We start from the raw sequence: 19,874 nt of genomic DNA on the forward strand, positions 1-19,874 counted from the left end.
CCAGCTTTCCCTTGTCCCTCTCCCTGAAGCGTATGAGCCCCGGACCTCGGTTTGGCCGAAGTTCGGGGCTGCTTCGTTGAATAACAGTACGCACGACAGTCAGACCAGAGCATCGACCACTGGGCACAGCCCGGCCACAGCGGCACGTACTCTGCGAAGGGCGCTTATTACGCTTTCGCCCTGAAATCTGGCGGAATTCCGTTGGTCCCGCCGTACGAGTGCGATATACTCGGTCGCTGGGTGGTCGCAACGGGCCAGGTCGATCCTATCGTCGCGGTCACCCCCTTGTTTGGGTTCGTGAACATTTCATGGCGCGGCATGATCCGGTGTGTCCCGGTCAAGGCCGCAGGAGGAGGACAGCAATGCAGCGTTTTCTGGGTTTCGCCGTGGTCCTGGCAATCACGGCTTCGGCACTGGGTGCGGGTATCACCGCCGTTGTACCGAACGCGTATGAGAACACCCCCGGCACCAGCACTTTCATCGGTCCGCATGCCATCGGTGAACGCACCTACCAGATGCTGATCCACGAATCGCAGTTGACCGATTTCGTCGGACTGCCACTCAATGGCATCTCGTGGCGCCTGCCTACTTCGGCCACCGGTGTCTGGCCCGGCGCCGACATCAACTACACGTTCTACCACATCTTTCTGAGTGCCAGCGTCGCTCCAGCGGACCGCAGCTTGGTATTCGCGAATAACGTCGTCGGAACCCAAACGCTGGTGCGATCCGGTCCGCTCTCCATGTCCGCGGGTGCCCACCCGTTCGGCAGCTCCCCGAATGACTTCGCGCCCACCATCAGCTTCAACGAGTGGCTGTATACCGGCGGCCACCTGCTGGTCGAGATTCGGCACTCCGGGAATAACTTTGGCTCGCGCTCTCTGGATGCCCTGTCGACCTCAACCGCGGGCTATGGTTCGCTGTTCAGTGCGGCATGGACGGGCAGCGCGACGGGAACCTCCGGCTCACAGGGCAACTTCACGGTAGCGCAGTTCTCCGCCGTGCCGGAGCCCACGACGGCGATCCTTTTCGGTGTTGTGACCTTGCTGGCCCTGCGCCGTCGGGGTTGAGCAACTTCGAATCGCTGGTCCCACATTACCTCTGCGGAATAAACAGCCCCCTGTGCGAGCCACTTGGCTCACGCAGGGGGCTGCACAATGTTGTCCACTACAGACGGTTCCGTAGCGCCGTACGGATTGGGATCACCACCAGGGGCGCCCCATCCACGCGGGACCTTCTGACCACGGTGGTCCGGCCCAGCCCAGGTCTCCCTCGTTGGGGGGCAAATCAAGCGTGGTGGGGGTCGTGAAATCCGTCAATGCTGCGGCTCGGACACCGGCGTCCGTCAGCGCGTACACCATGTCACCAATAAACGCAGCCCGGCGCCAAGACCCACCCCAGCCCCAGTAACCCGTCGCGCTCACCGACTCGAGTCGCCCAAGTTCCGTGAATCCGGTCGGCGTAACTTGATAGCAGAGCACGCCGTCGAAGCCGAGGTTGATCGCCCCACTGCGAGCCGAGGAGGTTCGCGTCATCAACGTCGCCGGCAGCGCCAGCAAACCACGGTCGGCCAGGAATGTAAACGCCTTGTGCGTATAGCTCACGTCCGAGCTGCTGCCGTAACCTCCCACCTCGATCTGCTGCACCACCGTCGGGTTGAGCGGGTCGCTCACATTGAAGAGGGAAAGTTGCAGCGCATTCGCCACCACACCACCCCACGGCAATTCCGCCGTCGAGCGGCCCACACCGATCAACAGGTTCTCGCCATAAGGGTGCAGGTAGTCGCTGTAGCCGGGGATTTTCAACTCCCCCAGAATCGCGGGCGCGGTGGGGTTCGACAGGTCCACCGTGAACAGAGGGTCAATTTGCTCGAACGTTACGAGGTACGCGCGCTCCCCGACGAAGCGGGCCGCAAACAACCGCTCACCCGGCGCAATGTCCTCGATGCTACCGACGATGGTCAGCACGCCATCCACTTCGGCGAGCACGTAAACCGCATTGAACGGCTGCGGTGGTGCGCTTGCTGATGCCCCCCCCGGCGTCACTTGAGTCACGCTCACGACACTGTCGGCCGCGTTGAAGTCCTCCTCCCAGATGAAGTTGAACATCTGGATGTGCGTCGCGGCCCGCAGGTAACCCGCGGACTCGCTTAACGAGAACTGGTTCAGCAGACTACCCGGCAGTGCGCCGCTGGCGGTGTAGCGCGCCACGCCTGACTCGTCGAACGAGAACTTGTGTACGAGCGTGCGGTAGTACGACTTGCCGGCGTTCGAGACATACTCGCCGGACGCGATGTACACGGCCTCGGTCGACGCGTAAACCGTTTCTACATTCGCCAGCACGCCGAGTGAACCAAGCACCGTCTCGACGTTCGCAGCATCAAGCGTAACAATCACCGTCGAGTTGTAGCCCCACGGAGTCTCCGGGCGGTACCAGTTCTCGACCGCTACCACCGGCGCCGCCGCCCCCGCAGTACGCCGCTGGGGCAGTACATCGACCAGTCCGAGCCGCGCGAGCGCGACGGGAGTCGGATTCTCGGGCAACGTGGGCGTGACCGTCAGCACCAGGACGAGCCGCCCACCTGTGAGCCGCGATGTCACAAGCGAACCGTCGATTTCATTCGTCGCCACGATCACGGGCACCGTGGGATCGGTCACATCGATCTCCTGGACCACCACCGACGCATTCCGGTAATACGGTGGCCAGATCATGATGTCTGCCTGCGGTCCGGCTGGGGTCACATCACCGGTCCCGTACTTGTGACTCAGCACGAGGATGCGGCCCTCGAACAGGTAAAGCGAATCAATCTCATGGTCGAGATCAATGCGCCCGACCTGTGCAAGTTCATCGACCGGCGCGGCTTTCACGATCCGCAGCGAGCGCCCCTTGCCGATGTAGAAGTACGTGCCATCTGATTTGAAAACATCGCTTTCGTCGACTTCCTGCTCCTGCAGGTTGGTCGTCGAAAAGGAGCCGCCACCCCCTTCTGCAGCCGGAGCCCCTGTGGTGGCCGCATCATTGGCGGCACCGCCCGCGGCGGCAAGAAAGCCCAAGTCCCAACCGGAGCGTTGGCTGGTACGGGTGGTAACCTGGTTACGGAAATAGCGCAGCAACTCGTCGCCCGAAGCGAAGGGGCGCAAAGCGGGTTTGCCTCCCGTGGTGATCGGATTGCCGTTGGGGTCAGTTGGATTGGAAGTGACGGGGGGGCAACCTCCAAGGAGGAGGGTGCCCAGCAAGGCCGAAATCGCCGCGCCGGCGAGTCTCATACGGGTGCGCAACACGAGATCTTCTCCTGAGCGCCGATGGTCTTTGGAACCGGGAACCGCATGCGCCTCGGCAACGCGACGGGTTCCCCGGAACGCTGTACCGCCCAACATCCGGGTGGAGGCGGCCGCCCATGGTCGACCCGGCCGCGCCAGCTGGGGCCGTCGAGCCGCCTCTCACATTCATTCAATCGTCTGCGAGGTGTCTTTTCCAGCAGTCGGCAGGGACTGCGCCTGGGATAAGCCCCACCACGTCGGCTTCAGGATTGCTTTTTATTGGACCTTTCTTCGGGGCTCTTTCCGTAAGCGGTCACGGCGAGGGAATTTTCCAAGGAATCCGGAAAACCAGGCCGAGGTCCTTGCAAAACGGCGCTGACGTGGTACATTACCGAGCCCTGCTGGGAACAGCAGGCCAAGCTCTTTGACAAGTGAAGAGTGGACGATACCGCAGAAGTGTGACGGCGGTGCGACCTGCTGCGAAGCATGGGAAGCACGGCCGGATCCACAACACGCGGGTTCGGCGTTCCCCACGGTGTGGGAAATAGGACGTCGAACCACCTGGCGACTCCTTCGCAGGGAATCGCCAGGAAACGTTCGGTTCTGAATCACGGCCTTTCGGGGTCGTGTCATTCTCCGAATCAATTCGAAGAGTTTGATCCTGGCTCAGAACGAACGCTGGCGGCATGGCTAAGACATGCAAGTCGTACGGACTGGAGTAGCAATATTCCGGTTAGTGGCGAAAGGGTGAGTAATGCATGGGTAACGTACCTCGGACTCGGGAATAACAGCGGGAGCAATCCCTTTAGCGAAAGTGCTGCTAATGCCCGATGACATCCCCGCGTCGCATGGCGTGGGGACCAAAGGTGGGGACCGCAAGGCCTACTGGTCTGAGAGCGGCCCATGTCCTATCAGCTAGTTGGTGGGGTAACGGCCTACCAAGGCAGCGACGGGTAGCGGGACTGAGAGGTCGGCCCGCCACATCGGGACTGAGACACTGCCCGGACACCTACGGGTGGCTGCAGTAACGAATCTTGGGCAATGGGCGAAAGCCTGACCCAGCAATGCCGCGTGCAGGAGGAAGTCCTTCGGGATGTAAACTGCTGTCAGGGGTTAACAAGCAAAGGGTGTGAATAATGCCCGGCGTTGAGTCGCCCCAGAGGAAGCCTCGACTAACTCTGTGCCAGCAGTCGCGGTAAGACAGAGGAGGCAAGCGTTGTTCGGAATCACTGGGCTTAAAGCGCGTGTAGGCGGCCAAGATAGTGTCGTGTGAAATCCAGCGGCTCAACCGTTGAACTGCATGGCAAACTCCTTGGCTTGAGGTCGGTAGAGGTGCCTGGAACTCTTGGTGGAGCGGTGAAATGCGTAGATATCAAGAGGAACGCCGGAAGCGAAAGCGGGGCACTGGGCCGATTCTGACGCTGAGACGCGAAAGCGTGGGGAGCAAACAGGATTAGATACCCTGGTAGTCCACGCCGTAAACGATGCACACTAGACGTCGGTCCCTCTGACGGGTTCGGCGTCGAAGCTAAAGTACTTAGTGTGCCGCCTGGGGAGTACGGCCGCAAGGCTAAAACTCAAAGGAATTGACGGGGGCTCACACAAGCGGTGGAGCATGTGGCTTAATTCGAAGCAACGCGAAGAACCTTACCTAGGTTTGACATGCACAGATGCAAACGGGTAATGCCGGGCGCTGCCCTTCGGGGTGAAATGTGCACAGGTGTTGCATGGCTGTCGTCAGCTCGTGCTGTGAAGTGTCGGGTTAAGTCCTCTAACGAGCGAAACCCCTGTCGCTAGTTGCCAGCGGGTCATGCCGGGGACTCTAGCGAGACTGCCGGCGTTAAGCCGGAGGAAGGTGGGGACGACGTCAAGTCATCATGGCCTTTATGCCTAGGGATGCACACGTGCTACAATGGCGTGAACAGAGCGATGCAAGACCGCGAGGTGGAGCAAATCGCACAAAACACGCCCCAGTTCGGATTGGAGTCTGCAACCCGACTCCATGAAGTTGGAATCGCTAGTAATCGCGCATCAGCTATGGCGCGGTGAATGTGTTCCTGAGCCTTGTACACACCGCCCGTCAAGTCATGGGAGCTGGTAGTACCCGAAGTCCGCTTAGCTAACCGCAAGGAGGCGGCGGCCGACGGTAAGACCGGTGACTGGGACTAAGTCGTAACAAGGTAGCCGTAGGGGAACCTGCGGCTGGATCACCTCCTTTCTAGGGGATACCTGGACGGCGCCGCTTCGGCGACGCTGAACAAGGTCAGCACACTTCGGGATGCCCTCGGGCATCCGGCAACCGGAGTAATCCGGTCGACGGCTATCGTCCACTCTTTCCTCTTTTTATCCCTCGCTGATTCCCATTCATTCACGGGACTGATTCCATGATCGTGCGCGCGCCGCACCGCTGGACCAGGACCACCGCGCTTGTTACCATACGCGACCCCGTGCCGGACACTGCCCCAACTCGGCAGTGCCCGACTGCAATTTGGAGAGGTGCCAGAGCGGCTGAATGGGCCGGTTTCGAAAACCGGTGTGCCCGCAAGGGTACCGGGGGTTCGAATCCCCCCCTCTCCGATCCTCTGATCCTGTCATATTCACCACACCGGTCCGCGCGGGGCGCTTGCGGGTAGCGCGGGTCTCCAGACGGTCGATGGGGGGCGTCGGCGTGGTGGGCGCACTGTCCTCCCGTCCCCACGCCGTCCGTGGGCTCCAGGGTGGTCGCTCACCGAGTTGCACGGGGCCAGGAGGCGCGAGCGAGGATCGGCTGCGTCGTCAGCGTCACCAGGTTCGCGGCCGCTACGGCCCGATCTGTACGAGCCCCCCACTGCCGAGAACAGTAACCTGCTTGTTGAGCGTGATCGTCTCGTGGTAAATCCCTGCCTGGATTTTGATTCGTGCGCCGTTCCAAGCCAACGAGTGTGCCTGTGCCACCATCAGAAATGGGTCCGACGGGGTCCCCGTCCACGGCGCGGTTGTGTTGGCAGCACTCACATGGATTGTGCCGCCGATTTCGAGCCACCGCCGGATCACCGGGTACGTCTCTTCGAACTCACCGTAAACCGACCAGTAGTCGTCGATGTTGTCGCAGGCCAAGTCCTCCGGGTCGCAGCAGACGGAGCAGACCCCGTGCAACTGCCCGGACAGGAGGCCGGACGGAGTGAAGACGCCCGAACCACTCGATCCGGGCTCGGTCAGGCCGCTCACCATGTTGTAGTAGTCATGCGTGGAACCCGACCAGCAGAGACAGCCCGGGCAGAAACCGACGGGATCGAGAAACACGGCGCGCTTCCAGGTGGCGCGCGGGTGATGAACCCCGAAGGCGTTCTCGATCGAAGTCGAAGTCGTCCAGCCGGCGAGCGCAGTACCCGATTTGACCTCACCGTTGAGCCGGATGAAGGACATGTCGTTGCTTGCCTGGGTGACGACGAGCGTGCCGCCGAAGCTGCTGTCGAGATCGGCAGGATCAGGCAGCGGGCCGCCACAGCCGTGGCGTTCCCAGAGCCACAGAACTTCGAGGGTGTTGACTGCGGATTGCGTATTGACACAGTGCGCCGCGGTGAGGAGATAGGGAACCAGTGTATCGGGATCCTGATCGTTGAGTTGCGTGCCGCTGCACGCGCCCGCCTCGCCACCTGAGATGAACGTGAGCAGTCCGGTAGCGCGGCGTGCCACACTGGCCACCGATTCGCACATGACATCGAGGTGGCAGGGCAACTCGCGGTCGCCGCGTGGACCGCCGCCCGGGTCGGCGCTCTCGAGCAGGCCGTACGGCGAACGGTCGAAGTGGACGACCTCGATCACGTCGAAGCGCGGCGGCACGTAGCCGGCGACCTCCAGATACAGTGTGTCGCCTGGCACGGTGGGAGTCCAGAACTCGCCATTACGAAGCGGTCCCAACCCTGTGAACGGTCCGCGCACCGCGGGCGAACCCAGCCACAGGCCGTACACCCACAGCTCGGAGTCCTGTACGTCAAAGTCGCGCAAGTGAACGCGGATGGCCTCCGCACCGGGCGAGGCGATGGCAAGCGTCCAGAGCCGCCGGCCGTCTTCCAGCTCGGCCTCGCGCGACATTTCGGCGATCGCGGGCGGGTCCGCGAGCCGGACGACGCCGATCCGCGCGGGGCCGGGGCGGACGTCGATGTAGCGCTGTGCGTGGAGCGCATCGGCCAGCGCGAAGTCGTCCACCGTCGGTGGCTCGAGGAGGACCAGGTTTTCGTAGGGCACGAAGGCGTCGCGCACATGCAGACTGATCGGCTGCGGGCGCTGCGACCGGTCCTCCGGGGGCAGCGGCGGCACGAGCTCCGACGGGTGCTCGACGATCACTGGCGCCGCGTCGATGTCGGCCGTTGCGTCCTGGGCGACCGCGATGACGACGCAAGCTCCCAGCGTGACCAGCGCGAGCACCACCGGCGCGCGATCTGCAAGATTGATCAACATGGGACTCTCCTTCCGCGGTGTGCTTACTGCAGACTCACCAGGACCAGCACCAGTCCCCGTTCGCCTTGCTCCAGCGCGGTCATGGCTTTGCCGATCACGGCGCCGCTCGCGCGGGCGTGGTCACGCACAACCATCGCATGGCCAGGCGTACTCGACGTCGTCAGCAGGTCGCCGGGCTGGATGGCGCCCGCGGTCGCGTCGCAGCGGACAAAGACGCGGCCGGAGAGTGCGACGGCCGGTGCGTCCTCGTGGCCGGGCAGGTTGCCGAGGATAGCGCCGGACTGAAAATCGTTGGCCCCACTGACGACTCCGGCGACGCGGCGGTTGTACGGGCCGCGCGCGATCCGCAGTTGGCCGGCGTTGTCCGGGTCGATCTCGAGGACGGTGCCGGGTTCGATCGTGCCGGGTTCGCTGGTGGGGAACTTCTCGGCCAAGTCGGCGCCGGCGATCTGAAGCACATTGACGCGCGCGGTGCCCTCCACGGCAAGCATGGTATTGGCCGGAATCGAGGTCGTGCCGATACCGACCGGGCTGAGCAGGTGGGAGGTCCCCACGACGAGCACGCCCCGGCCGGCGGTGCTGAGGTCTCCAAAGACGCCACCATATGCACTAGCGCTGTTGGAGACACCGCGCACTCCCGTACCAGCAGGTGAGTAGGCGTGCAGGCGTGCGCTGGGATTCGTCGTACCGATGCCGACGTCTCCTCCTCCATTACAGAGTATCACGTTGTACGGAACATTGTTGTTGAGATAGAGTCCGACCGCTGTGTTCGTGTCGACCTCGTTTCCGTCCAAGAGCAACTGCTGGCTCCCGGACACGATCCGCAGTGCGGCATTCGTCCCGCTGTTCTCTGCGCCGACGACGTGCAGCGCGCTCTGCGGACTCGTCGTGCCAATGCCGACGTTGCCCGAGTTGGTGATGGCCAGACGATCCTGGCTTTCGGTAACGAACCGCATGCTCGGAGGCGTGAGCAGGCCGGGAGCAAGGCCATACTCGATCCGCGCATGCACAGCCGCTTCGCCATCGAGAAAGCGGATCGAGCCGTAGGGCTGGTCGGATCCGACGAAGTTACTTTGCAGCTCGAGCACCGACGGGCCAACCACTCCGAATCCGCCGGTGTGAATCTTGGCGATGCGAATGCGACCGTCGACCGAAGCACGCACCTCGAGCGGCGCTGTTGGCGTGCTGGTGCCTACACCGACCCGTCCGCTGCTGTAGTAGACGTTGCTTCCGTTGGCCGACCAGAGACTGCCGCCACCACCGCTGGGGGCACTGAACGCGAACAGTGCGTACGGTGCGGGCAAGATCGGCTGCCGCGGAGTAAGCGTGGTGAAAGCCCCCGGGCCTGACGGTGAGCGCACGGAGACCTGAAGCCACCGCGGTGAACCATCGAATGCGCCGGCGCCGAAGTCGAGGCCGGCTGTGACGAGGCCGTCGACGATGGTCACGTCCGTGATCGTGAGCGTCGAACCGATCTGAGAGCCCCCGGACTCCGCCGAATACAGCCGGAATTGCAGGTCGGCTGTGCCGCTGAGCGGCTCTCCGCCCTGGCGCAACACTCCCTGGTAGGAAAAGGTGCTCTGTGCTGTGGCGCTCGCCGCTGCGGCGAACAGCACGATGAGGGCAGCCCAGTTCAAACTCTTCTTTTGCATAACCAATCTCCCTTCGGTGGCGCGCCTTGCGCACCAGTGCCTGGTGTTACTCATGGGTGTGAGGCGGCCGCATCCGGTCGGGATGGAACGAGCCCATCGAATTCGGCCTCGCGCTGGGCATGGATTCCCATTTCGGGTGGCAGACCGTACAGCTCCGGATGGACAAACCGGCCGCGTTCGTGGTCGGCCTTGAATGGTGCCACTGGCAGGGCGTACTCCTGGGCAAACGGGTCGTGCCGCACCCCCGTGACCTGCCATGAGACCTTCAACCCCGGCCGGCCGCCGGCGATCCGGAATTCGCCGCCCCGAACTTCTTCCGCGATGTACACCGGGGCGTGGCCGCCGATGCACGTGAGCTGGTAGCGGAAATCGCCATTGAGCGCCTCGAACCAATCCGGCAGCGCAATGGTGGCCTCGCCGTCCGGCCCCAGCACGACGACGCCGTCGTAGAGGTTCTTCAGTTCATCGCTTTCGATCGAGGCGTGCATGAGAAAGCGGTTCTCCGGATCGAGCGGGTGGTCGATGCGGAACGCCTTCACGCCGCCGATGATCCAGTGGTTGGAGCGGATGGCACCGTTCGCATCGATGGCAAGACCGTCGCAGCCGTAGAAGTCATTCGGATTACCAAAGCAGCGATGCGGCGTGGACACGAAGAGGACCGTACCCGTCGTCGATGTGGCGATTCGGGCCTTGCCCAGGGCGTCGAACGCAAGTCCCGTGCCCGTCGTCGAGCAGTACAGCGCCGCGGCGCTGTTTGAGTTGTTGGTAATTTGAAAGGTGCCCGCGCGCCCCGTACCGAGCGTCGAGGCGTTCACCGCGGATGCGCTATTGGAAGCGCTGGTGATGGCCAGTGCCGCCGCCGCGCCCGTCCCGGTCGTCGCGGCGTGCAGGGCCGACTGCGACCCGGAGGCGTTAAGGACGTACAGTCGGGCGGTGGGACTGGAGGTCCCGATGCCGACATTGCCGGACTCCGTGATTACCATCCGCGTCGCATTGACGGCTGTACGGAACTGGAGCCCGTTCGAGACACTGCCGGAGTTGTAGATGATCCCGCCGCTGACGAAGCTCGACGGATCGCCGAAGAGGATGCCGCGCTCGTTGGCATTGGGCGTCAGGATGCTCAGGTATGCGTTGCCTGAACGCTCGAGGACTGCGACCGAGTTGGCGTGTGCCGTCACGCTGCCCGCCGCTCCCGAATATACATGCAGCGGCGCTTGGGGTGTGGTCGTACCGATGCCAATGCGCCCGGACGGTCCGTCGATCTGCATGTATCCGGCCGGGACGCCGAGCTGCAAGCCGGCGTTACCGATGGTCGGTTTGCCGTAGGTCAGCCAGGCCAGACTGTCGTTGTTGTTATCCACGAACCGAACTCTGCCCCAATTGCCAGCACCCGTCCCGTTGAACAGACTCTTGAGTTGCAGCTCCCCGCCACTCGCGTTGCTGCCCCAGACGCGAACCACGCCCTCTCCCCCCGTCGGCCGACGGACTTCCAGCAGTGTCTGCGGGCTGTTCGTCCCGATTCCGACGTTGCCGCTGTTGGTGTTGAAGACGTGCGTGCTGCTAGACGCCCAGAATCCGCCTGCCCCACCCGGCCCGCCGAATGCATACAACGCGTAGGGCGCGGCCAGGATCGCCTGCCGTGGTGACAGCGTCGTATACGAGCCGGAGCCCGAAGGCGAGCGCACCGAGACTTCCAGCCAGCGTGGGGAGCCATCGAACGCTCCGTTGCCGAAGTCCAGGTCCGCCGACAACAGTCCCTCGACCACGAGCGTACCCGCCATAGTCAGCGTGGAACCGATCTGGGAGCCGCCGCTGGCGGCCGTGTAAAGCCGGAATTGCAGGTCCACGTACCCAGCGAGCGGTACTCCACCCTGGCGCAGGTGACCCTGGTAGGTGAATGTGGCCTGGGCCGCGGCCGGTGCCAGCGCAACCAGCCAGCCCCCCAGTACCAGAATGTATCGTCGCGTCGTAACCATCATCGCCTCCTCGGACTTCATTAGGTTGCGCTTGGCCGGGGTGGTATAATTCCCCAGCGGGCCACCGGAACTCAGTACGCTGCTTACGCAGCAACCCCTTCACGCATACCGGACATTTCTGAACAGGACGGACACGGCGCCGGCGCACGGCGGCTGATGGAATCGAAAAATGGCTGAAGGGTCTGACCCGCAAATCTCGCACTTGCTTACGCGAGTGGACGGCGGCGATCGGCAGGCAGCCGAAGAGTTGCTGCCACTGGTCTACGAGGAGCTGCGTCGCCTCGCCCGGGCCCGCCTGTCTCATCAGCCGGCAGGCCTGACATTGCAGCCCACGGCCCTGGTACACGAGGCGTACCTGCGACTCGTCGGTGAGCGTGATCCGGGCTGGAACGGTCGCGGGCATTTCTTCGCCGCGGCGGCGCTCGCGATGCGCCGGATTCTCGTAGATCGCGCTCGGCGAAAAGGCCGCCTGCGTCACGGCGGCGAGAAGCGCCGGGTCGACCTCGACGCCGCGGAGGTCGTCGAGGAGCCGCGAAGCGACGATCTGCTGGTGATCGACGAGGCGCTGGCGCGATTGGAAGCTGACGATCCGCGCAAGGGGCAGATCGTCAACCTGCGGTATTTCGCTGGCCTCACCGAGCGGGAGGTCGCCGAGCTGCTGGGCATCTCAGTCTCCACGGTCGAGCGCGAATGGCGCTATTGCCGACGCTGGCTCTTCACGCAGCTCGGGCAGCACGATGCGGAGCCGCATGATGACTCGAGACCTGAGGCGCGAAGCTGAGACCATCTTCCACGAGGTTGTCGACTTGCCGTCGGACCGGCAGGCCGATGTGCTCGAGGCGCGCTGCGGTTCGCGACATCTCCTGCGCAGCGCGGTCGTGCGGCTCCTGCGCGCGTCTGACGACCTGATGGGCGACTTCCTGTGCGTCCCCCCCACCATGCCACTCGACGACCTCCCGATTCCGGAGCGCGTCGGGCGGTATCGCATCGAGAGCCAGATCGGTGCGGGTGGCATGGGGCTGGTGTATGCGGCCCGTCAGGAGAATCCCGACCGCCTGGTGGCGCTGAAGCTGCTTCGTCCGGGCTTGGTTTCGCCATCGTTGCTGCGCCGTTTTCGACACGAGGTCGAGGCACTGGCTGCGTTGCAGCACGCCGGGATCGCGCACATCTACGAAGCGGGAACCGCCGAGATCGAAATCGCCGGTGGGCACTTCGAGCAGCCCTATTTCGCGATGGAGCTGATCAAAGGTGATACCCTCATGGCCTACGCCGGCCGGAAAACACTGGGCATCCGCGAGCGGCTCGGCCTCCTTACGGCGGTGTGCGACGCTGTCCAGCACGCCCACCAGCGCGGCATCATTCACAGGGACCTCAAGCCCGCCAACATCCTCGTGGACGCGGCCGGCCGCCCCAAGATCCTCGACTTCGGCATCGCCCGCGTCGCCTCGGCCGACCTCGATGCGATGACCCGCCACACTGAGGCGGGGCAACTGATCGGCACCTTGGCGTACATGAGCCCCGAGCAACTCGCAGGGGATCCGGAAGCACTCGACACCCGTTGCGACGTGTACTCCCTGGGGGTCGTCACGTTCGAACTGCTTACCGGCCGACTCCCCTACGACGTCGCGGGCAAGCCGCTTGCGGCCGCCGTACGCACGATCACCGAGTGCCCCGCGGCGCCGCTCAGCACATGGGACCGTGCATTCCGTGGGGATCTCGACACGATCGTGGCGAAGGCGCTCGAGAAGGATGCCGCTCGCCGCTACGCGTCGGCGCATGCCTTCTCCGAGGACCTTCGGCGGTTCCTGAGTCATGAACCCGTTGCGGCCCGCCCACCCAGCACGTTGTATCTTGTGCGCAAGCTGGCACAGCGGAACAAGGCACTCACCGGGGGTCTCACGGCGATGCTCGCCTCGCTCGTGATCGGCTTGTCCGTAGCAACCTACGGCCTGGTTACGGCATCGGCCGAACGCGACGCCAAGGCGGCCGTGCTCCGTGCCGAGACCCTGGCGCGCGGCGAAGCCCAGGCGATTGCGGCCTTCCTCGAAAAGATGCTTGCAGCCGCCGATCCACGGCGCGAAGGTCAGGACGCCCGGGTGATCGACCTGCTGGATGCGGCCGCAGCTTCCGCCGGCGCGGACTTCTCGGAGCAGCCGCTGATCCAAGCGCGGCTTCGGCACGTGATCGGAACTACGTATCAGCGGCTCGGTGCATATAGCCAGGCCGAGCCACACCTGCGCTACGCGCTCGAAGCACGCACAAGCCATCTGGGCGCGCAGCATCCCGACACCATCGACTCCCTGCACGAGCTCGGCGTCCTTTACGGCGCCTGGGGGCGTTATGCCGACTCCGAAGCGCTCCAGCTGCGCGCCCTCGATCTGTTCAGGGAGGTGCACGGCAACGAAAACGACAGGACTCAAGCCGTGCTGCACGAGCTCGGGTCGCTCTACTCCAAGCTGGGCCGCTACGCAGAGTCCTTGTCTCTCCAAGAGGAGTCACTGGGGCTGTCCCGCCGACTGCGGGGAGACGATCACCCTGTCACTCTGACCGCCGCGAACAACCTGGGCCTGCTCTACCGGCGGCTCGGTCGCTTGGACGACGCCCTCGCGATCTACGAGACGACGCTTGCGACCCGCCGTCGCACTCTGGGCGAGGAGCACGCCGACACGCTGGTTTCCATGAATAACCTCGCGCACCTGTACCGCGCCCTCGGACGCCACCAGGATTCGGCCGACCTGCACGCTCGCACGCTATCGATCCGGCGGCGCGTCCTGACCGATGAACATCCGCACACGGTGATGTCCATGGACAATCTCGCCATGCTGCTGAGCGATCTCGAACGGCACGACGAAGCTGAGGCGCTTTACCTCGAAGCGCTGGAGCACAAACTGCGCATTTATGGCGAAGAGGGTCCGGAGACCTTGGTGACGCTGAACAACCTCGCCCGACACTACTCCGCCCAGCAGCGCTACGATGACGCCATCCCGCTGTACGAGCGCACGTTGGCCATCCGGCGCCGCGTGCTCGGCCATGAGCACCCCGATACCCTCATCACGGTCAGCGATTTGGGCAACATGCTCGCTGCCCACGGGCAACCGGCAGAGGCCGAAACGGTGCTTCGCGAAGCACTGGCGGGTTTCCGCCGCGCGCTGGGCGACAATCACCCCGAGACGCTGAAGGCGCTCAACAACCTGGCCGTACTCCTCTTGCGTCAAAGTAAGCTGGCCGAAGCGGAGCCGTACTTCCGCGAAGCACTGGACGGCAGCCGTCGCGCTCTCGGCGAAGACCACCCGGACACCCTGAGCCAGTTCAACAACATGGGTGTGCTCCTGCGCGAGCTCGGACGTCTGGATGAGAGCGATACACTGGGGGCCGAAGCCGTGCAGCGGGCGCTTCGGGTTCTGCCCACGGGAAGCTGGACGGTAGGCGTCTACCGGTACCAACACGCTCGTACACTTGCGACGATGGAACGTCACCAGGCGGCCGAAGCGGAGTATCTCCAGGCCTACGCAGTCCTGGTAGAGTCCGTGGGTGCCAGCCATGTGCGGGCCACTCGGTGCGCCGGCGCCCTCGTGGAGTTATACGACGCGTGGCACGCGGTGGAACCACAGGGCGGCTACGACGTGAAGGCGAATGAGTGGCGCGCGCAGGCGGCCGCGCCTTAAGACACCGTGGCGGGTTTGGGCGCCCCGTCCGGCGCTCCGCCGCAAGCAGCTCCCGCGCCGCTTTCGGGACCCACACGCGCTGGAGCACTCACGGACCGCTGGGACCATCCACCACCAGCGCTGCGCGCCACGCGGCCGCCGCCACATCGTGGCCGCCGCCGGGCTCGGCCTGCTCCCAGGTTTCGTAGAGCTCGGCCAGGCGTGCGGTTGCCGAGCGGCAGCGCTGGTGCGCGGGGCTCCACGTTTCGACGAAGATCGCGTGTGCTTCCAGGAGCAATTCCTCGGCATCGCCGCAGCGGCCCTCCTGGAGCAGCAGGGCGCCCAGGTTAAGGCAAGTCACGCCCACCTCGTAATGCTGCGCACCGAGCACACGTCGGCGCGTCTCCAGCGCCTCGCGGTAGTATGCCTCGGCCTCTTTCAGCCGCCCGCGCAACGCGTGCAGGTAGCCGACATTGTTGACGGAGACCAGCGTGTCGGGGTGCTCGTCGCCCAGGATCGCGCGGCGGCGTTCCAGCACGCCCAGCAGCAATTCCTCACCCTCGTCGAGACGGCCCTGCTGCGCAAGCGCTACGCCCAGACTGTTCATCGAGGCCAGCGCATCCGGATGGTCCGCGCCATTCGCGCGGCTGCGACCCTCGAACGCCTCGCGAAAGTACTGCTCGCTCTCGGCGTGGCGCTCTTGGCACGCCAGCATGAAGCCGATGCTCTGCACAGCCCTCAAGGTCTCGGGGTGCTCTTTGCCAAAGAGCCGCACCAGCCCCGCGTGCGCCTCACGTAAATACGGCTCGGCATCCGCAACCCGATCCTGGGCGAGGAGCACGTTCGCATACAGGATCATCGACCGCAGCGTGCCATCGTGCGCATCGCCGAGCAACTGGCGCGAGTCCTCCAGGGTGCGGACGGCGAACTCTGCCGCCTCGCCGAGTCGGCCCATCTGGTATAGCAGCGCGCCGAGGTTGCGCGCCGATTGCAGCGTGTCGCGATGCATCTCCCCGACGAGGCGGCGCGAGAGCTCGTACGACTCGCGGTAATACGGCTCAGCTTCGTGATAGCGCCCCTGGGCGTAAAGCACGAGCCCCATGTTGCCGGTGGAACCGTGCGTGTCGGGGTGAGCATCGCCCAGCACGCGCCGCGACCCCTCCAGCGCTGCGCGCAGCAGCGGTTCGGCCTCGGTCAGCCGGCGCTGCTCCCAATACAACATGCCGAGGTTGTTGATCGACGTGATCGTACGCGGGTGATCGTCGCCGAACAGCGATCGCCGGGCTGCGAGGACTTCCCGGAAACCTTCCTCCGCTTCCGCATACTTCCCCTGCGCCTGAAGCAGGTAGGCCATGTTGTTGATCGAGACCAGCGTATCGGGGTGCAGGTCACCCAGCAGCCGCCGGCGGGCTTCGGCCGCTGCACGGTAGTAGGGCTCCGCTTCCGCGAGCCGGCTCTGGGCCCGCAGCAGAAACCCCATGTTATTCACCGCATTGAGAGTGATCGGGTCGTTCTCGCCGAGCACGCGGCGGCTGCGTTCCAGGGACTCGCGGTACAGCGGCTCCGCCTCGGACCACCGGCCGAGACTCTGCAACGCTGCGGCGAGACTGCCGATGTCCACGAGTGTCTCCGGATGGTCGTCCCCGCGCACGCGCCGGTCGCCCTCCACCGCCTCGCGGAAGAGCACCTCGGCCGGCGCCAGCTTGCCTTGCGCCATCAGCAGGGCCCCCAGCCGGCTGATCGAATTGAGCGTGTCGGGATGGTCGTCCCCGAGAGCGGCGCGACGCAGCGCCAGGGCCTCTTCCTGCGGGCCGGTCGCGCGCTGGAGCAACCCCAGCTTGCCCAGCGTGGTCGCGAGTGTCTGGAGCATGCGGGCCCGCACGAGCGGCCGGTCGGCAAATCGTTCGTCGATCGCCACAAGCGCCCGATCGAAAATGTTCGCCTCGACGCTGTGCAGCGCGAGGTTGGTGAAGTTCACCTCGTCGAGCAAGCGTACGAATCGTTGAATCTCCTCGTCGGTCCCTTCCGCACCATCAGCAGGCGCAAGCGAACGGTGTGCCGCGTCGAGTAGTTCGGCTCGCAAGCCGGCACCCATCTGCTCCGGGTTGATATCCGCCAACATGAAGGCCTGGAACTCAGTGACCTCCTGCGCTTCCTGCGCGGCCGCGAGCGCCCGGGCCTCGTTCGCTTCGGCGAGGATGCGCTGCCCTTCGGCCTGGCGCCAGAACGTAAGGGACGTGGCCAGACCGCCCACGAGCACCACGAGGAGCGCCGCGGCGAAACTCACGGGCAGGCGATGTCGCCGCAGTAGCTTCGACGCCACGTAGCCAAACGAGTCGCGCCGCGCCGCGATGGGCTCGCCGGCCAGGTAGTGCCCCACGTCGCGGGCGAGCTCACCCGCACTCTGGTATCGTCGCGCCGGCTCCTTCGACAGGCACTTCAGCACGATCGTTTCGACATCGGCGTCAATGCCGCGCCGCAGCGTGCTCGGCCTCAATGGCACCGCACTCGTGATGTTGCCAACCACTTCGCGCATACTCCCGAAGACCGGGTAGGGATACGCGCCGGTGAGCATCTGGAAAAGGATCACGCCCAGCGAATACACATCCGTGCGGATGTCGAGCAGGTCGCCGCGGCCGTCCGCCTGCTCCGGGCTGGCCCACGGCAGCGACCCGACGAATTGCCCGGTCTGCGTCATGGTCGGCCCGGATTCGTCCACGGTAGTAAGCTTCGCCAGGCCGAAGTCGAGAATGCGCGGCTGGCCCTGCTCGTCGATGCGGATGTTCCCCGGCTTCAGGTCGCGGTGGATGACCCCCCGCAGGTGCGCCTCGCTCACCGCGTCACAGATCTTCAAGAACAGCTCGAGCGTCTCGCCGACTGAAAGCTCCGAGACGGCGATGTGCGCATCCAGCGGCCGGCCGGCGATGTAGTCCATCACGTAATAGCGCCGGCCGGCGAACTGGCCCCGGTCGTGGATCGTCACGATGTGCGGATGCCGCAGGAGCGCGAGAACCGCGACCTCGCGGTCGAACCGGGCCAGCTCCGTCGCCTCGGCGAGCGGACCGTCGCGCAGAACCTTGATCGCCACCTTGCGCCGAGTCGATTCCTGGATCGCCTGGTAAACAACACCCTGGCCACCCCGATGAATCTCCCCCAGGATCACGTAGCCGGGGAACGACTCCGACGGCAGCAGCGCGGCGCTGCCGCCCGCTCCCGATGCGCGCGTCACGTCCGAGCTGCTGTGCGCAGCAACGGCGCGCACACGCTCGAACTGTCCCCAGGCCGCGTCGACCAGACGGCTGTCGACGTCACTGCGGTCTTCGCGGGTCGGATCATGCTGCCATGTCATGTCATCATCCCGAGACGTGAGTCAACGTCCGCCGGAGCCGCTCTGATCTGCGCAAGTACGGCGCCACGCGCTCCTCCGGCCCTCTACATCCCTTGACGCCAAACGTCCCCCCCGTCTCACGCGCCGGAGCTGAAGAATCGCGACGGCGACCCCAGTAACTCACGCATCCGGTCGTGCGCCCGCGCCCGCAGCATGTACACCGCCCCCGGCGAGCGGCCCAGCCGCTCGGCCACCGTGCCCGCCGGCAGCCCCTCCAGGTCGATGTGCCGCACGACCGCCGCGTAGTCCGGCGGCAGCGCCGCCAGCACCCCTTCCAGCACCTGGCCCGCCTCCGCCCGTGCCGCGTGCCGGCTGGGCGTGGATTCCGCCGCCCCGAGCAACTCGAGCAAACCCACCGCCGAATCGCCCCCGCCCGGCACCGCGATCCGCCGCGCGGGGTGCGGGCGCTTCTGCCGTGTCAGGCCGCGGACTGCGTCGCGCAGCGCGTTGCGCGCGATTTGTGACAGCCAGGCCACGAACGCCGGCGGGTCGCGCGCCGTGAGCTGCTCGATGTGCAGGAACGCCTCCAGGTACGTCACCTGCATCACATCGTCTTCGTCGAGCAGACTTCGCAAGCGGCGGTCGATGCGGCCCTGCAGCGCCTCACGCACCTGCGGGCCGTACCGCTTCAGCAGGCGGCGCAGCGCTTCCGTATCGCCCGCCACCGCCCGCTCAAGATCGTGCGCATCGGTCTCGGCCATGGCCACAAATTCCCGGTCGGCCCAGTCCCCGTCACCCCCGGCGAGTGGCAAGCTACACCTTGCTCGCGCCGTGGTCAAGCCCGCACCGCAAGGCCTTCCCTCCGAACTGTTTGGAGGCCGCCCCCTCCCCGCTCTTCGCACCCCATGCACAATGCCACCGATGGGTAGCATGGGCGGTGATGGCCCCCATGATTTCGCCGTGAGTGGTGTACTTGTGAAGCGGTGTCACGCACAGGCCGGGCGGGATTTCACACACACCGCGCTACCCACCCTCCCGAACCGTGACGCCGGCCGCGACAGTTCGCCAGCGCTTGGTGACCGCAACGACCCGTCGCGTCTCCGGGTGAAGCAGCACACACAGGCAGTCCCCCTCGACACGCAGCCCCTCGTGCACGTGCTCCCACTCCAGGCGGGTGACCATGCGGCCGGGTGCAAACAGCTCGTGGCGGAATACCGTCAGCCGTGCCTCCCGCGGCACCACGACCGCGGCGTGCGCGGCCGCCAACGCATCGGCCTGCGTCAACATCACCGTCGTGGGCGGGTCAGCCAGCCGATCAATGCGGCGATGCAATACGTCCCCTGTATCGCCATCGAACTGGACATGCGCGGCCGACCAGTGCCGCCAGGTGCGCATGCGGACCTGCGTGCCGCCCGCGTAACGCTCCACAGCTCCGACCTCGCATTGAAAGAACCAATCCGGCCGGCTCGTCGACACACCGCCGCGTACGAGTCGACCACGCAGCAGGCGCTGCACGGTCTCCGTGGCCACGTCGCAAAGCCGTTGGGCATCATCCTGGGAAGGCGCATCCATCGGTC

General features: G+C 65.0%; 10 protein-coding genes, 1 tRNA gene and 1 rRNA gene. 5 read left to right on the forward strand and 7 right to left on the reverse strand.

Going from position 1 to position 19,874, the window contains the following annotated elements:
• The first annotated feature begins 362 nt into the window (after positions 1 to 362).
• Positions 363 to 1,067: a PEP-CTERM sorting domain-containing protein gene (locus IPM18_03695; GenBank protein ID MBK9118694.1), complete on the forward strand. Its 705-nt coding sequence runs from the start codon at positions 363 to 365 to the stop codon at positions 1,065 to 1,067.
• Between the two features lie 132 nt (positions 1,068 to 1,199).
• On the opposite strand, the gene IPM18_03700 is transcribed toward IPM18_03695, so the two are convergent.
• Positions 1,200 to 3,278 (reverse strand): beta-propeller domain-containing protein, encoded by a 2,079-nt coding sequence (locus IPM18_03700; protein ID MBK9118695.1) that lies wholly within the window; start codon positions 3,276 to 3,278, stop codon positions 1,200 to 1,202.
• 622 nt (positions 3,279 to 3,900) lie between these two features.
• Here IPM18_03700 and IPM18_03705 point away from each other — a divergent pair.
• Positions 3,901 to 5,475 (forward strand): 16S ribosomal RNA (locus IPM18_03705).
• Between the two features lie 272 nt (positions 5,476 to 5,747).
• A tRNA-Ser gene (locus IPM18_03710) sits at positions 5,748 to 5,834 on the forward strand.
• Between the two features lie 222 nt (positions 5,835 to 6,056).
• Here IPM18_03710 and IPM18_03715 read toward each other — a convergent pair.
• Genes IPM18_03715 through IPM18_03725 form a run of 3 tightly spaced genes read right to left on the reverse strand, consistent with a single transcriptional unit; the run spans position 6,057 to position 11,325 of the window.
• Positions 6,057 to 7,697, reverse strand: a complete 1,641-nt coding sequence (locus tag IPM18_03715; protein ID MBK9118696.1) for a hypothetical protein — start codon at positions 7,695 to 7,697, stop codon at positions 6,057 to 6,059.
• A 23-nt stretch (positions 7,698 to 7,720) separates the two neighbouring features.
• Positions 7,721 to 9,349: a hypothetical protein gene (locus IPM18_03720; protein MBK9118697.1), complete on the reverse strand. Its 1,629-nt coding sequence runs from the start codon at positions 9,347 to 9,349 to the stop codon at positions 7,721 to 7,723.
• A 50-nt stretch (positions 9,350 to 9,399) separates the two neighbouring features.
• Positions 9,400 to 11,325: a hypothetical protein gene (locus IPM18_03725; GenBank protein MBK9118698.1), complete on the reverse strand. Its 1,926-nt coding sequence runs from the start codon at positions 11,323 to 11,325 to the stop codon at positions 9,400 to 9,402.
• A 169-nt stretch (positions 11,326 to 11,494) separates the two neighbouring features.
• Between IPM18_03725 and IPM18_03730 the strand changes: the two genes are divergently transcribed.
• Together IPM18_03730 and IPM18_03735 are read left to right on the forward strand one after the other, a co-directional pair.
• Positions 11,495 to 12,106 carry a sigma-70 family RNA polymerase sigma factor gene (locus IPM18_03730; protein MBK9118699.1) on the forward strand — a complete coding sequence of 204 codons (612 nt, stop codon included), beginning with the start codon at positions 11,495 to 11,497 and terminating at the stop codon, positions 12,104 to 12,106.
• Positions 12,075 to 14,990, forward strand: a complete 2,916-nt coding sequence (locus IPM18_03735; protein ID MBK9118700.1) for a serine/threonine protein kinase — start codon at positions 12,075 to 12,077, stop codon at positions 14,988 to 14,990. Before IPM18_03730 ends, IPM18_03735 begins: the two co-directional genes overlap by 32 nt.
• Before the next feature lie 88 nt (positions 14,991 to 15,078).
• Here IPM18_03735 and IPM18_03740 read toward each other — a convergent pair whose 3' ends face one another.
• The 3 genes from IPM18_03740 to IPM18_03750 form a co-directional block, all read right to left on the reverse strand.
• Positions 15,079 to 18,318 carry a tetratricopeptide repeat protein gene (locus tag IPM18_03740; protein ID MBK9118701.1) on the reverse strand — a complete coding sequence of 1,080 codons (3,240 nt, stop codon included), beginning with the start codon at positions 18,316 to 18,318 and terminating at the stop codon, positions 15,079 to 15,081.
• A 116-nt stretch (positions 18,319 to 18,434) separates the two neighbouring features.
• Positions 18,435 to 19,058 carry a sigma-70 family RNA polymerase sigma factor gene (locus tag IPM18_03745; protein ID MBK9118702.1) on the reverse strand — a complete coding sequence of 208 codons (624 nt, stop codon included), beginning with the start codon at positions 19,056 to 19,058 and terminating at the stop codon, positions 18,435 to 18,437.
• Between the two features lie 262 nt (positions 19,059 to 19,320).
• Entirely contained in the window at positions 19,321 to 19,869 is a 549-nt protein-coding gene (locus IPM18_03750; protein ID MBK9118703.1) for a hypothetical protein, read from the reverse strand.
• Positions 19,870 to 19,874: the final 5 nt, after the last annotated feature.

This window comes from Phycisphaerales bacterium, from assembly GCA_016716475.1.
Taxonomy (GTDB): domain Bacteria; phylum Planctomycetota; class Phycisphaerae; order UBA1845; family Fen-1342; genus JADJWG01.

What these genes read in the sequence shown, in the direction of transcription:
- IPM18_03695 (MBK9118694.1), top strand. Translation starts at nt 363, where the DNA reads ATGCAGCGTTTTCTGGGTTTCGCCGTGGTCCTGGCAATCACGGCTTCG.
- IPM18_03715 (MBK9118696.1), bottom strand. Translation starts at nt 7,697, where the DNA reads ATGTTGATCAATCTTGCAGATCGCGCGCCGGTGGTGCTCGCGCTGGTC.
- IPM18_03720 (MBK9118697.1), bottom strand. Translation starts at nt 9,349, where the DNA reads ATGCAAAAGAAGAGTTTGAACTGGGCTGCCCTCATCGTGCTGTTCGCC.
- IPM18_03725 (MBK9118698.1), bottom strand. Translation starts at nt 11,325, where the DNA reads ATGGTTACGACGCGACGATACATTCTGGTACTGGGGGGCTGGCTGGTT.
- IPM18_03730 (MBK9118699.1), top strand. Translation starts at nt 11,495, where the DNA reads ATGGCTGAAGGGTCTGACCCGCAAATCTCGCACTTGCTTACGCGAGTG.
- IPM18_03735 (MBK9118700.1), top strand. Translation starts at nt 12,075, where the DNA reads ATGATGACTCGAGACCTGAGGCGCGAAGCTGAGACCATCTTCCACGAG.
- IPM18_03740 (MBK9118701.1), bottom strand. Translation starts at nt 18,318, where the DNA reads ATGACATGGCAGCATGATCCGACCCGCGAAGACCGCAGTGACGTCGAC.
- IPM18_03745 (MBK9118702.1), bottom strand. Translation starts at nt 19,058, where the DNA reads ATGGCCGAGACCGATGCGCACGATCTTGAGCGGGCGGTGGCGGGCGAT.
- IPM18_03750 (MBK9118703.1), bottom strand. Translation starts at nt 19,869, where the DNA reads ATGGATGCGCCTTCCCAGGATGATGCCCAACGGCTTTGCGACGTGGCC.